The sequence below is a fragment of the Streptococcus sanguinis genome (genome assembly GCF_900475275.1).
Taxonomy (GTDB): Bacteria; Bacillota; Bacilli; order Lactobacillales; family Streptococcaceae; genus Streptococcus; species Streptococcus sanguinis_N.
In genome coordinates this window covers 37,810-51,361 of record NZ_LS483364.1, presented here as the reverse complement: position 1 = coordinate 51,361, position 13,552 = coordinate 37,810, and the positions used below count along the sequence as shown (strand labels likewise).

Here is a 13,552-nt window from a genome sequence, read left to right as displayed (position 1 = left end):
CAAACTCCTCAACCTCATCCGGCGCATCACTAAACACTGTCACATGACCTACCTTACGATTGCACTTGTCTTCTATAATCACTTATTTACCGCCCACCCAGCTGCTTTCTCTGCATGAATCATCGTTGTGTCGTAGAGAGGCAAGTCAGTGTCGGATTGCTTGACGAGGAGACCAATCTCGGTACAACCCAAGATAACAGCTTCTGCGCCAGCTTTTTTCAAATCATCTATAATGGTAAGATAAGTCTGCTTTGAGCTTTCTTTGATATCCCCTAGACAGAGTTCGTCATAAATGATCCGATTGACCTCTGTAATACCAGCTTGGTCTGGAATCAGCACTTCTAACCCAGACTCTATTAATTTCTCCTTGTAAAAATCTTGGGTCATGGTGTACTTAGTCCCGAGAAGACCGACTTTTTGAATACCGTCAGCCAACAAGGCCTGCGCAGTTGCCTGTGCAATATGCAAGATTGGAATCGTAATCTTTTCTTGTATCTGCGGAGCAACCTTGTGCATGGTGTTGGTGCAAATAACAATGAAATCTGCACCTGCTTGCTCCAAGCGCTTAGCAACATCTGCCAAAAGTTGACCGCTTTTCTCCCAGTCTCCGACTGCCTGATAATGCTCAATCTCTGCAAAATCAACACTATAAAGTAGAATCTTAGCAGAATGCAGGCCACCCAGCTCTTTTTTGATGGTTTCATTAATAATTTGGTAGTAAGATGTGGTGCTTTCCCAACTCATGCCACCAATCAGACCGATAGTTTTCATAGGCTAATCAAACTCCTCCTTGCTTATCGCCACCGACGGATAGTGCGGCAAGCTACTCAGATCTGTATCCAATGGCAAATCATAGATAGCCAGATAATTGTCTGGATATTGAATCTTTAATTCCTGATATTTGGCTTTTACTTTTTCATGGTCAGCGCTGGCAAAAAGCACTTCTACAACGGCAGTTTATTTGCCTTCTTCCAAAAAAGCATTAACGATGATTTGAATCATAGAAACCTCCTATATCACAATTCAACATCTAACTTTAAAATATCTCCCTTTTCTCCATAATGAAGAAGCCGCAGATATTCTCCCCAAACTCTGGACTTGCCAATTTCTGTATTCATCCAGCTATCCCGACCAATCTCAACATCCTTGTAAAAGGCATTGAAGGTATAAGGGATATAGCGAAGATGCTTCGGTAAGTGCTGAGCCAAAGTCCGCCATTGCCTACCAGTCGCGTGGCTTTTGCAAATGAACATAACGGTCTCAACAGTGTTAAAATCAAAAATTTCTTTGGCAAACAGTACGTTTTCTAAAGTATTGCTAGATGAGTTTTCAGATTTAATCGCTTCTTCAGGAATGCCCGCAGCCAGCAGATGCTGAATAATAACCTCTGCCTCTGTATATCCATTCCAATCCGGATGAGGCGTTCCCGTCAAACTTCGGCCGCCAGTCACAATGATTCGTCTTACATAGCCTTTTTGATAAGCCTCAATAGCTTTTTCCCAGTGGCCTGGGTGAGTCCCACTGAAAACAAATAAAACGTCACACGGCTGAGGTTCGATTATTTCCCCAAAAACACTCTTAGTCAAAAAGGAAATTTCTTTATCAGAGAACTCTTTCGGAACTTCTGGACTTTTCGGGATAATTGGTTTCATCTATAACATTTTCTCCGCAGAATTTTCTTAAAAATCAATCCCTTTCCCAAACTCTTCAACCTCGTCTGGTTCACTACTAAACAAAGTCACATGTCCCATTTTGCGGTTGTGTTTCGCTTCTATTTTACCATACAGGTGGAGGTGGGCGCTTGGATTTTCTGTGACATATTTTTCAGCGGCCTCAACATGCTGGCCGAGCACGTTGAGCATGACGGCTGGCGCATGCAGGTGGATAGCTGGCAATGGTGCTCCGAGAACACCGAGAATATGGGTGTCAAACTGCGAGAAGTCGCAGGCTTCGATAGAGTAGTGCCCAGAGTTGTGCGGTCGTGGAGCAATCTCATTGACAATGATGTCATCAGCAGTCGCAAACATTTCCACGCAAAGCGTTCCAGACAGGTTGAGCTGTTCTGCGATTCGCACCGCCATAGCTTTGGCCTTGTCAGCCAGATTTGCTGAAATGCGAGCTGGCACAATGGTCTTAGACAGGATATTGTTGCGGTGGATGTTTTCCTGAACTGGGAAAACTGTCACATCCTTGCCATTTCCGGATACAATGACAGAAATTTCAAGATCAAAATTGACAAATTCTTCCAAAACGCAGGCTGCTGAATTCGCTAAAACGTAGGCTTCTTCCAAGTCTTCTACCGAGCGAATAACCTTTTGTCCATGTCCGTCATAGCCACCTGTCGCAGTCTTGAGAACATAGTTTTTGGACAGGTCAATATTTGCCAAGTCTTGGCTAGAAGTCACGACTTTGTAGGGTGCCACGGTGACTTGGGCCTTGTTTGCGAGAAAGTCCTTCTCAGAAATCCGATTTTGAGAAATGCGGAGCAGGTCTGTCCCTTGAGGGAGTTGTCCCTCCTTGATGACAGCATCCAAACCGTCTGCATCGACATTCTCAAACTCATAGGTCAGGACGTCGCAACGTTCAGCCAGCTGACGAAGGGCGTCCACGTCATTATAAGGCGCCACGATAATCTCTGCCACGCGAGAGGCCGGGCAATCCGCCGCAGGATCCAGCGTGATAACCTTGTGCCCCATGTAGATAGCAGAAATGGCCATCATCTGACCCAGCTGACCGCCACCGATGATTCCGATTGTTTTAGATGAGCTCATTCGTAGACTCCTCAGCGATTTTTCCTTGTTCTTCAGCAAAATCTGCTAGCGCTGCTGCTAGGTCTTGGTCTTCAATGGCCAAGATCCGAAGGGCAGTCAGGGCAGCGTTTGTCGCTCCCGCTTCCCCAATAGCCATAGTTGCCACAGGCACACCACCTGGCATCTGCACAATCGAATAAAGAGAGTCCAGACCGCTGAGCGCGCGTGATTTGACTGGTACACCGATGACAGGCAGAGTGGTTTTAGCCGCTACCATACCTGGCAAATGGGCGGCACCGCCTGCACCTGCGATGATGACCTTAATGCCGCGACTGCGAGCTTCTTCGGCATGCTGAAACATGAGGTCGGGTGTACGGTGGGCAGAAACGACTTTCTTTTCGTAGGCTACGCCGAAGCGGTCTAAGACTTCAGCGGTTTTTTGCATGGTTGCCCAGTCGGATTTGGAGCCCATGATGATGGAAATAATTGGTTTCATTGTTAATATCCTTTTTCTTTTTGATAATGGTTTTAAGTAGTGGGTCAGAAGCAAACCTTCGGGTTCATTCCTAAAATTTGAGCCCGAAGTCTCAAATTTTCCCTAGACCAGAACATACACTGTTCTGGTCTTTTCACCACGGCGACCTTTATCGTATTTAGCGACTGCGTCGCCTAAGCTAGCGCTAGTATGAAAATGCTCGAAAAAATTCTCAGAATGACAAGGAAAAGCGATAAAGTTCGAGCTGAAGTTCTTCAAGGGGCTTTAACACAGTCAATCGTAGATTTTAGAAGATTTTTATTTAACCGCCTTGCTTCCTATGTCTGTTCGGTAAAAGAGGCCTGTTGTGTCTTGTTTTTTTAGTTGGTCGTAGATTTTTTTCTGCGCAGCTGAGACGGTATCTGCTGTGGTAACCAGCATGTACACTCGGCCGCCATTTGACAGCAGTGCTCTGCTATTTTCCGCAAACTTAGCCCCAGCATAGTAGGTGATGATGTCGCCGTCTGTCTTGTCCGGCAGAGGCAAGCCTTTCTCATAGTCCAGCGGGTAGCCATTTGATGCGACAACCACGCCAAGTGTCACCCCCTCATCCAGCCAAGTGATAGCAGGCTCTTTCTTGTCCAAAATGTCCGTGATGTTCTGCGCAAAATCAGACGTAAGGCGCGGCAGGATAATCTGGGTCTCTGGGTCGCCAAAACGCGAGTTGAACTCGATAACCTTGGGACCATCGGCTGTCAAAATCAGCCCAGCGTAGAGCACGCCAAGATAAGGTCGGCCCTCAGCTATCATGCCTTTGAGAACCGGCTTGATAATCGTCTCAACTGACTGATCCACCACGCTTTGTGGCAAGTGAGGCACTGGCGCATAGGCTCCCATACCGCCTGTATTGGGCCCCTTATCCCCATCGTAGGCCCTCTTGTGATCCTGAGCCGTCGGCAGGATGTAAAACTTGTCGCCATTGACAAAGGCAAAGAGGGAGAACTCCTCGCCGTCCAAGAACTCTTCGATAACCACACGCGCACCACTGTCGCCGAACTTATTGTCCAAGAGCATATCGTGAGCTGCTTCGACTGCCTGCTCCACGGTCTCTGCGACGACCACACCCTTGCCCAGAGCTAGTCCGTCCGCCTTGACCACGATAGGCGCTCCCTGCTTTTCGATGTAGGCTTTGGCTTTCTCAAAGTCGGAAAATGTGCCATAGGCTGCTGTCGGAACTCCGTATTTAACCATGATCTCCTTGGCAAAATCCTTGGACCACTCCAGCTCCGCTGCTAAACGAGATGGGCCGAAAGCCTTGAGCCCAGCTTGGTTAAAATCATCTACAATTCCAGCTGCCAGAGCATCATCCGGACCGATAAAGGACCAAGCAATATCATTCTCCTTGGCAAATTCGATTAGTCTGGAATGTTCGGAAATTCCAATGTTTACTAAATCCAACCCATCCAAGGTCATCCCGTCATTTCCAGGTGCGACAAACACCTGCTCCACACCCTGAGACTCCAATAACTTCTTAGCAATCGCGTGCTCACGACCGCCTGAACCAACAACCAAAAGCTTCATAGCTGAGATACCTCTATGTTCATATCATAGGTGCTTACGCACCGAGCTAACACATCACGTAAAAATCACCGCATTTTTACGAATTATTTATCTAAATTATATCACAATCGTTCGTTTTATTCCATTCTAATGGGAAAAAGAATATCTCTTCTATAATGATTGCCGTAATTATTGTTGGCTTCAGCCTTCTCCTTCTTGAGTGGATTGTACCCATTTTAGACAGAAAATATTCAGGGCTTGTCAAATTTACTATCATTTTCAAATAAGTTTTCCGAATAATACAGGTGGGCCCATCCAAAACCATTCTCACAAAGGAGTTTTATGAAGAAATATCAAAAACTGTTTTTATTATCCGGAGCTGTCCTAGGTCTCTTTGCAAGTCACTCTACAGCTCATGCGACCGAAACGCCTGAATCTGAAGTCAAAATTCTAGGCCCCACTGATCGTGCCAGCAATGTCGATGTTACTCTGAACGATCGTACAGCCTCTATTAGTTATACCCGTTCCCAAGCTCAAGAACCTCATCGTATTCTCCATGCTGTTTGGTCTGACGAGAACGGACAGGATGATATCAAATGGTATGAAGCACCGTCAACAACTACCACTAACACTGACATTGACCTGAGTAACCATCCAGGTTACGGAACCTTTCATGTTCATACCTATATTGACCTCTATGGAAAATTAATTGGGCTGAATGGAACAACCTTTACTCTCGATAAACCAGCCATTAATGTCACTACTAATATCCTAGGGAAAACTGCTCAAATCCACTTTAATCGCAACAAAGACCAACTAAATTCCAATATTTTACATGCTGTTTGGTCTGATGAAAATGGACAAGATGATATCAAATGGTACAATGCAGGACAAGATATTACTGAATTTGAACTTTCAAATCACAAAGGCTATGGAACTTATCACATTCATACTTATGAAAATAAAGATGGTAAGATGATTGGCTTAAACGGGACCACTTTCAATTTAGAAAAACCTAATCCTACTGTTGAAACCAGCTTCCCTCAAACTGGTATCATGGAAATTACTGTCAAAAATGTGCCAGCCACTATGTATAAAGTAGTTCTTCCTACTTGGTCTGATAAGAAAGGGCAAGATGATCTACAATGGTATGAAGCAAGCAAAAATCCAGATGGTAGCTACAGCGCTCGGGTGGAACTCAGAAAGCATAACTACGACACAGGGATTTACAATATCCACCTTTACGGTGAAAGTTATGTTAAGCCTGACTTAACAGGTCTCTCAGGGGCTACTGCACAAATTGATAGTGGAAAATTGCCTTCTGAAGAGGAGCAAAAGCCACTTTTTACTATAGAAAATATCAACCCCAAACAAGGAACCTATACTGTAAAAATCACTGAAACAGCTTTATCTAAGCCCATAAAGTCTGTCCAAGTTCCCATTTGGAGCACTAGCAATCAGAGCAATCTTAAATGGTATGCAGCCACTCCTAACGGAGATGGCTCCTTCAGCGCAACCTTTGATATCCGTAATCACCAGGCTTTGTCTGGAACCTATAACAACCATGTGTATGTCACCTATAAGGACGGCAGTGAGCGTAGCTACGCAGCAGATGCCGTCTCAATGTCTACCGACCAAATCCAAGCCAAGGTTGCAGTCAGGAAAACTGAGGCTAATCGCTATGAGGTGACAGTGACAGACGCCTACGGAGATGGCGATATTATTCTGCCGACTTGGTCAGAAGTCAATGGGCAAGATGATATCAAATGGTATACCGCTAATAAGGTCGGCAATGGAACATACAAGTTTACCGTAGATACTCAGAATCACAAGGGGAGCGGTCTATTTAACACCCATGTCTATCGTAGAAAAGCGGGACAGTTAATCGGCCTGACTGGAACTAGCTATCAGGTTGAGAAATCAAGCGTTCAATCAGCTAATATTCAGCCTAACTATGCCGCTGCTAATGCGACAACTTATCCTGTCGGTCAATGTACTTGGGGAGCCAAAGCTCTAGCTCCTTGGGCTGGAAATTACTGGGGCAACGGCGGTCAATGGGCAGCTAGTGCCAGAAGAGCTGGATTCCGTACCGGCAGTACACCTGAGGTTGGTGCCATCGCCTGCTGGGATGACGGTGGCTACGGCCACGTTGGTGTTGTGACTCATGTCGAATCCAATACCCGCATCCAGATTCAAGAGTCTAACTACCTCGGCAAGCAGTACATCAGCAACTTCCGTGGCTGGTTTGACCCAACTGCTTCCTACTGGGGTCGCCTGACCTATATCTACCCTAAATAAGTCGCTTTCGCATTCCTCAAAATCACTTCAAACCAGTGCTTTGAGCAGACTGCTCCTGCTTAGTTTATTCATGAATTTCATTGAGTATAAGTCTACTCAAAAATCCTCGGCTCATAACGAACCGAGGATTTTTTATGTCTAAAATTTGTCGCTTAAAATTATAACTATTTTTTATAATATTCTCCATATAATATAAACTAGGTAAAAGTCAGACAACATTTTCTTTTCAAGTAGTCATTCAAGCACTCAGGCGTATCTGCACAATTAGTAAACACTGTCATTATAGCTCTATCATCAATAAAAAATTGTTTTTTCAGAATACCTCCACTCTTACCTTCTACGGATAATATAAACTCTTTTAAAAACCATAACAACTGTTTACCTCTAGAATAATCCTCTATGTGAACACGGTATTCCTCTATATCATTTTCGAAAGTGTAGCGTATGTGTTCTCGTCTATCTCTAAAAATAGATAACTCCGAGACATAATCTCTGCCATTCTTTTCACTACCTTTTTTAATTTTCTCACTTAGCATTTTCTCATACATACTTTCAAAAAAATTAAAACTTATATCTTCCACTAATAATTCTATCTTTTTTTCATGCTTGATTTTAACTATTTTATCTGCATTATTTTTTAACCCCAACAAATCAAAGTCTATTTTGACCTCATTTAATTGACAACAAATAGCCCATAGATTCATATCCGTCAGATGTTGAATAAATTCTTTATATCTTTCATTAAAAAAATCTAATACCTTGCTAAACTCTGGATCATCTTCATTTATCCCAAAATGTGTTTTCAGTATTCTCTCGATTACTGTATGACTTACGTAAAAGTTTTCAATTGAGTATTTTGGAGTCATATATACATCCGAATCTAGCCGGTATCTTTCATAGTCTTTATCTATAAAAAATAATTTATTCTTTAATTTATAACCCTCCTCATGAGTAAATTTATCAACTAATTGTAACACTTTGCTCTTACCACCAACCTCATATGCGTTATAATTGTTAGTAAAATTTCGTATTCGACAATCATAATACTGCCTATCTTTTCCTTCATAAAATACAAAATATCTATTGGGATTAATCTTAGCATCTCTCGTATACCTTTCCCAAATAACTGAGGATTCTGTCAAACTTTCTAGGTGGTTTTCTATTGTTACTGATTTCAAATTATCCCCCCCTTATTTAAAAAGGTAATTCATCATCATTATCATCATTTAAAAAGAAAAATGAAAATTCGTTATCACTATTTTGTGAGTTTTCTTTAATACAATCGTCAATCTCTTCTGCATAATCTAGGAGATTTCTATATATAAATGGAGAATGAGTTACTGTTAATAAAAATCTACACTTATTTGCTTGAGAAATATCATAAATAAATTCCTCCTGCCATGGAACAGATAAAGATAACTCAGGTTCATCAAACAGAATAACAAGTTCTTTTTCATCTTCTAAAAATATCTTAGAAAAGGTAGAAATTAATTGTTTTTCTCCCGATGAAAGATTACTTAAATTAATAATATCTTCAACTCTTTCCCCATACTGATCATTCTTAAATATAGTTTCCCCTTTGCTATCAGTCCTTTTTATATCTAACCTTAACGACTGTGGATTATAATAAAATTTTTTCCTAAACAGATATTTATTTACTCTTTTATTAAAATCATTAATTCTACTATCAATGACCGCCAAAGTTTTGTAATTTTTAAGAATACTTGAAACTAGATAATCAAGATATTTATCTTTGTGCAATTCTCCCTTATTTATCTTACTTAAAATTATAGATTTAGTTTCTTTAGTTATTTTATCCCCTAATCTAGAAAGAGCAATATTTACTTCTTCAGGATCAAAATTTTCACCAGAAAGTTTAATATTTTCTCCATTAGAGAAAGTATTTAGTAAACCACTCGTCATATTATTATAACGTTCGTTAGTTTCTTTACTAATCTTATTTAATAGTTCATCTATCCTCTGCTTAACATCCTCCATACCGAAATGGATTAATTCACCACTGGATTTACTATTAAACGCTCTTCCCCCAGGACCTACATTTTCAGGCTCTGTCTTTAGTTTGACTAGATCTTCCTCAATCCTTCTATAAGTTGGGAAGTATAAAATTTTATACTTATTTTTTAATTCCTCTATATAACCTATTAGTTCCATGTACTCTGCAGGATTAATTCTCTCTAAAACCTCAACCATGAGTTCTTGAATAAGAGGTTTAGGATAATTATGTAATGATGGATATTTTTCATATATTTTTCGTACTTCGAAATTAAATAAAAAATCAGTCGAAGTCTCTAATTTCAATAGTTCGTTCATCAAATTTTCGTCTTGTTCAATTTTATTGATTAATTCATCAACTATATATTTCGGATATCGTCCCTTACGACTTCTGACTACTGAATTTATCTGTGTAATATCACTTTTAGTTATTCTTACACTTTTTTTTCCTTCGAATTCAATTTCAAGACTCTCAAAAATATATTTTGATAATCTTTCATAGTTTAGATCAAGCAAATAATACAGCATCGAAAGAATAGTGGTCTTACCAACACCATTTTCACCAATATAAATAGTTTTATCATTTTTAAAATTCAACTCAACATCATAATAATTATGGAGATTATTAATTTTAAATTTCTCAATTAAAGGCATATAATTCCTCCTTATTAGTTTTATTTATTACAATTATATCAGAAAACAAGCCTTTCGGCTTGCTTCCTACAAATATTATTATACCCAATTTTAATTATTTTACTTTTTCCTGATACTTTTGAATTCTCAATGCCTAAAATGCCGTACGCCAGTGAAAATCATGGTCAAGCCATACTTGTCAGCCGCTTCGATAGACTCCTCATCACGGACAGAACCACCCGGCTGGATGATAGCTTTGATACCAGCCGCCGCAATTTCTTCGATATTGTCCGCAAAGGGGAAGAAGGCGTCAGAAGCCAGAGCAGCACCGTCAAGGCGATCTTTGGCTTGCTCAATAGCAATCTTGACAGAAGCCACACGGTTGGTCTGACCGGGACCGACTCCCAGCACCTGACGGTCATTGGTGATGATGATACCATTAGATTTGACATATTTGACGGACTTCCAAGCAAATTCCAAAGCCATACGCTCCTGCTCGTTCGGCTGGCGCTTGGTCACAACCTGCCAATCAGCTGGATTTTCCTCGATAACATCTTGGTTTTGCACGAGGAGACCACCCAGAACACCTGTCACTTCCTTCTCTACTCCAGAAGCTGCCTGCGCATCAAAAGCCAACTCCAAAATCCGCAGATTTTTCTTTTTATTGGTCAAAATCGCTAGTGCTTCTGCCGTGTAGCTCGGTGCGATGATGATTTCCAGGAAAATACCGTGCATCTTCTCAGCTGTCGCAGCATCCACCTGACGGTTGAGGACGACAATCCCACCAAAGATGGACACTGGATCAGACTCATAAGCATAGTCCCAAGCTGTCTCAATATCATCCGCCTGACCGATACCACAAGGATTCATGTGTTTTAGTGCCACAACAGTTGGCCGATCCTTGAAATCTCGAATAATCCGAATAGCCGCATCTGCATCGCGAATGTTGTTGAAGGACAACTCTTTCCCATTCAGCTGCTTGGCCGAAGCAATGGAATAGTCCAGTGGCAAAGCAGTCTGATAAAAATCAGCGTCCTGCTGGGGGTTTTCACCGTAGCGCATGGGCTGCTTGAGTTCATAGGTCAAAGTCAGCTTTTCAGGCTTGCTTTCGCCCACCTGATTTGTGAAATAGTCCGCAATCAAGGCATCATAAGCTGCTGTGTGACGGAAAACCTTGGCTGCCAAACGTTGACGCGTTTCATAGGTCGTTTGGCCATTTGCTGCCAACTCTTCCAGAACAAGAGCATAATCAGCTGGATCTACAACAACCGTCACGCTGGCATGATTTTTAGCCGCAGAGCGAAGCATAGAGGGCCCACCGATGTCAATATTTTCCACCGCGTCCGCATACTGCACACCCGGCTTGAGAATGGTTTCTTTAAAAGGATAAAGGTTGACCACCACAAGGTCAATGAGCTCAATCTGATTGTCCTTAGCCGCTTCCAAGTGGCTATCTAAATCCCGACGAGCCAAGAGACCTCCGTGAATGTTTGGGTGGAGGGTCTTGACACGGCCATCCATCATCTCTGGAAAACCAGTCACATCATCAATAGCAACGGTGCCTACTCCTTCATTGTCTAGAGCCACCTTTGTTCCACCGGTTGAGATGATATCCCAGCCTAATTTTTTTAATTCTTGGGCAAATTCTACAATGCCTGTCTTGTCTGAGACACTGATCAAGGCTTTTTTCGTCATTCTATTCCTCTTTCTTTAGATCCAAGCGCATAGCGACTTCGTTATTTTCTTCTATAAATCCTGTTTCCTGAAAACCCAGACTAGTCAGCAGGTGCTTCATTTTTTCATTTCCAACCACATAATCTGCGATAATATGACTGCAAGCTCTATCCATCTGAGCCTCTTTGATCAGAACTTCCAAGGATTTTCGACCATAACCTCTTCCTTGGTACTGCTGACCAATCATTATCCGCCAGATAAAGTATTCCGCTTCATCCTTGTCTATTTCCAGCAGAAGAAAGCCAACCACTTGCTTATCCCAATAAATTGCCATCGGAAACACATCTTCATTTTTCCGGTAGAGCCATGCGTCAGCTAAAGAGCGCACATTTGGAGCCACGAAACGTGCTCGTTCATCAGCATCAGATATTTTCAAATCCAGCACTGCCTGAAAACTGCTCTCATCTACTAATTTCAGCTCAATCATTTTTCCTCCTAGCAAGATTGCACAATCAAAACTTGATTTACTTCTTACCTTCTCCACACCCCTAAACTCTCCAGCACTTGAGGATAGAGCTGATACTCGGCGGCATGGATGCGTTCTTCAAAGCTGTCAATCGTATCATCAGCTAGTCGCGGCACGCGCACTTGCTGAATGATCTTGCCTGTGTCAACGCCCGAGTCCACCCAATGAATGGTCACACCGCTCTCAGAGACACAAGCCTGCCAAGCATCCTCAATGCCATGAGCCCCTGGAAATTCGGGCAGGTAGGCAGGATGAATGTTGATAATCCGGCCTTCATAAGCACCAAGCAAGGTCGGCCCAACAATTTTCATGTATCCTGCTAGGCAAACCAAGTCAATCTGGTGCGCTTCTAGTAGGTCTACAATAGCTTGCTCGTAAGCCTCCTTACTATCAAACTCTCTAAGCTCAAAGGCATAGCTTTTGACACCTAGCTTATCCGCCCGCTCGAGCACATAGGCATCGCGATGGTCTGAAAAGACAAATTCAACAGGAAACTGCTCAGCAATCACTTGGAAATTTGATCCATTACCCGAAGCAAAAACGGCAATTTTTTTCATTTGATAAGGACACTTTCATTTTCTTTTTTGACAATCCGGCCAACTTCATAAACAGTCTCGGCAAGAAGTTCTTTGACACGATCCACATTTTCAGGCGCTACAGCCAAAATCATCCCTAGCCCCATATTGAAGATTTCAAACATTTCTTGGTGCTTGATGTGACCATATTTTTCTAAGGCCTTAAAAATCGACAAGACTGGAATCTTGTCTTCTTCAATCTCAGCAGCCAAGTCATCGGCAAACATGCGGGGCACATTTTCGATAAAACCGCCACCAGTAATATGGGCAATCCCATGAACCAGCTTTTCCTTAATCAGCGGCAGCAAAGCCTTGACATAGATACGAGTCGGCTCAAGCAACACTTCCTTGAGTTTTTTACCTTCCAATTCTGGCAGTTCTTCCTCACCAGTATAGTCCGCAAAAACACGACGAACGAGAGAGTAACCATTTGAGTGAATGCCACTGGAAGCCAATCCCAGAAGGACATCGCCCTCTGCGACTTTAGAGCCGTCAATAATCTCTGACTTTTCAGCAACTCCGACCGCAAAACCAGCTAGGTCATAGTCATCTTCACCATACATGCCAGGCATTTCAGCGGTTTCCCCGCCAATCAAGGCAGCCCCAGACTGAACGCAGCCTTCAGCTACACCAGCAACAACTTGTTCGAGTTTAGCTGGTTCATTTTTCCCAGTGGCAATATAGTCCAGGAAGTAAAGGGGCTCAGCTCCTGCAGCAATGATGTCGTTGACACACATGGCTACACAATCCTGCCCAATGGTATCGTGCTTGTCATACTGAATGGCCAACATAAGCTTGGTTCCGACCCCATCCGTACCAGAAATCAGCACTGGCTCCTTGACCCCAGTCTGAGACAGGTCAAACATGCCGCCAAAGCCACCCAGCGCCCCCATGACGCCAGCCCGCTCTGTACGTGCTACATGTTTTTTGATTCGCTCAACAACTTCATAACCTGCTTCAACATCCACACCGGATTGAGCGTATGCATTTTTATTTGTCATAATTTTCTTCCTTACTCTTATTTTTGAAAAAGATTGCGACAACTACC

13 protein-coding genes are annotated in these 13,552 nt (G+C 42.5%); 1 reads left to right on the top strand and 12 read right to left on the bottom strand.

The window, feature by feature from the left end; all coding sequences use genetic code 11:
• Nucleotides 1–78: 78 nt before the first annotated feature.
• The 6 genes from DQM55_RS00325 to purD form a co-directional block, all read right to left on the bottom strand.
• The gene (locus DQM55_RS00325; RefSeq protein WP_111675117.1) at nt 79–771 is read right to left on the bottom strand and encodes an aspartate/glutamate racemase family protein; all 693 of its coding nucleotides are present in this window, start codon (nt 769–771) and stop codon (nt 79–81) included.
• Nucleotides 772–774: 3 nt separating this feature from the next.
• Nucleotides 775–942: a hypothetical protein gene (locus DQM55_RS00320; RefSeq protein ID WP_002916790.1), complete on the bottom strand. Its 168-nt coding sequence runs from the start codon at nt 940–942 to the stop codon at nt 775–777.
• A 74-nt stretch (nt 943–1,016) separates the two neighbouring features.
• On the bottom strand, nt 1,017–1,652 hold the full coding sequence (locus DQM55_RS00315) for a YdcF family protein (protein WP_101772131.1): 636 nt from the start codon (nt 1,650–1,652) through the stop codon (nt 1,017–1,019).
• 27 nt (nt 1,653–1,679) lie between these two features.
• On the bottom strand, nt 1,680–2,771 hold the full coding sequence (gene purK, locus DQM55_RS00310; RefSeq protein WP_111675116.1) for a 5-(carboxyamino)imidazole ribonucleotide synthase: 1,092 nt from the start codon (nt 2,769–2,771) through the stop codon (nt 1,680–1,682).
• Entirely contained in the window at nt 2,758–3,246 is a 489-nt protein-coding gene (gene purE, locus DQM55_RS00305) for a 5-(carboxyamino)imidazole ribonucleotide mutase (protein WP_111675115.1), read from the bottom strand. The genes purK and purE overlap by 14 nt, the downstream gene beginning before the upstream one ends.
• A 297-nt stretch (nt 3,247–3,543) precedes the next feature.
• Entirely contained in the window at nt 3,544–4,806 is a 1,263-nt protein-coding gene (purD, locus tag DQM55_RS00300; protein ID WP_111675114.1) for a phosphoribosylamine--glycine ligase, read from the bottom strand.
• 321 nt (nt 4,807–5,127) lie between these two features.
• Between purD and DQM55_RS00290 the strand changes: the two genes are divergently transcribed.
• Nucleotides 5,128–7,083, top strand: coding sequence for a GBS Bsp-like repeat-containing protein (locus DQM55_RS00290; protein WP_111675112.1), 1,956 nt, complete (start codon nt 5,128–5,130; stop codon nt 7,081–7,083).
• 197 nt (nt 7,084–7,280) lie between these two features.
• Here the strand turns inward: DQM55_RS00290 and DQM55_RS00285 are convergent, their stop codons facing one another.
• The 6 genes from DQM55_RS00285 to purM form a co-directional block, all read right to left on the bottom strand.
• The gene (locus tag DQM55_RS00285) at nt 7,281–8,261 is read right to left on the bottom strand and encodes a DUF4435 domain-containing protein (protein WP_048773626.1); all 981 of its coding nucleotides are present in this window, start codon (nt 8,259–8,261) and stop codon (nt 7,281–7,283) included.
• Nucleotides 8,262–8,277: 16 nt separating this feature from the next.
• Nucleotides 8,278–9,750, bottom strand: a complete 1,473-nt coding sequence (locus DQM55_RS00280; protein ID WP_048773625.1) for an AAA family ATPase — start codon at nt 9,748–9,750, stop codon at nt 8,278–8,280.
• Between the two features lie 126 nt (nt 9,751–9,876).
• On the bottom strand, nt 9,877–11,424 hold the full coding sequence (gene purH / locus DQM55_RS00275; protein ID WP_111675111.1) for a bifunctional phosphoribosylaminoimidazolecarboxamide formyltransferase/IMP cyclohydrolase: 1,548 nt from the start codon (nt 11,422–11,424) through the stop codon (nt 9,877–9,879).
• A 1-nt stretch (nt 11,425) separates the two neighbouring features.
• Complete coding sequence (locus tag DQM55_RS00270; RefSeq protein WP_048773620.1) at nt 11,426–11,890, bottom strand: GNAT family N-acetyltransferase; 465 nt, start codon at nt 11,888–11,890, stop codon at nt 11,426–11,428.
• A gap of 44 nt (nt 11,891–11,934) precedes the next feature.
• Nucleotides 11,935–12,486: a phosphoribosylglycinamide formyltransferase gene (gene purN / locus DQM55_RS00265; RefSeq protein WP_048773618.1), complete on the bottom strand. Its 552-nt coding sequence runs from the start codon at nt 12,484–12,486 to the stop codon at nt 11,935–11,937.
• On the bottom strand, nt 12,483–13,505 hold the full coding sequence (gene purM, locus DQM55_RS00260) for a phosphoribosylformylglycinamidine cyclo-ligase (RefSeq protein WP_048773616.1): 1,023 nt from the start codon (nt 13,503–13,505) through the stop codon (nt 12,483–12,485). Before purM ends, purN begins: the two co-directional genes overlap by 4 nt.
• Nucleotides 13,506–13,552 lie beyond the last annotated feature (47 nt).

Excerpts from the sequence above, each read along its gene's own strand:
- DQM55_RS00325 (WP_111675117.1), bottom strand. The coding sequence starts at position 771 with ATGAAAACTATCGGTCTGATTGGTGGCATGAGTTGGGAAAGCACCACA.
- DQM55_RS00315 (WP_101772131.1), bottom strand. The coding sequence starts at position 1,652 with ATGAAACCAATTATCCCGAAAAGTCCAGAAGTTCCGAAAGAGTTCTCT.
- purK (WP_111675116.1), bottom strand. The coding sequence starts at position 2,771 with ATGAGCTCATCTAAAACAATCGGAATCATCGGTGGCGGTCAGCTGGGT.
- purE (WP_111675115.1), bottom strand. The coding sequence starts at position 3,246 with ATGAAACCAATTATTTCCATCATCATGGGCTCCAAATCCGACTGGGCA.
- purD (WP_111675114.1), bottom strand. The coding sequence starts at position 4,806 with ATGAAGCTTTTGGTTGTTGGTTCAGGCGGTCGTGAGCACGCGATTGCT.
- DQM55_RS00290 (WP_111675112.1), top strand. The coding sequence starts at position 5,128 with ATGAAGAAATATCAAAAACTGTTTTTATTATCCGGAGCTGTCCTAGGT.
- DQM55_RS00280 (WP_048773625.1), bottom strand. The coding sequence starts at position 9,750 with ATGCCTTTAATTGAGAAATTTAAAATTAATAATCTCCATAATTATTAT.
- purH (WP_111675111.1), bottom strand. The coding sequence starts at position 11,424 with ATGACGAAAAAAGCCTTGATCAGTGTCTCAGACAAGACAGGCATTGTA.
- DQM55_RS00270 (WP_048773620.1), bottom strand. The coding sequence starts at position 11,890 with ATGATTGAGCTGAAATTAGTAGATGAGAGCAGTTTTCAGGCAGTGCTG.
- purN (WP_048773618.1), bottom strand. The coding sequence starts at position 12,486 with ATGAAAAAAATTGCCGTTTTTGCTTCGGGTAATGGATCAAATTTCCAA.
- purM (WP_048773616.1), bottom strand. The coding sequence starts at position 13,505 with ATGACAAATAAAAATGCATACGCTCAATCCGGTGTGGATGTTGAAGCA.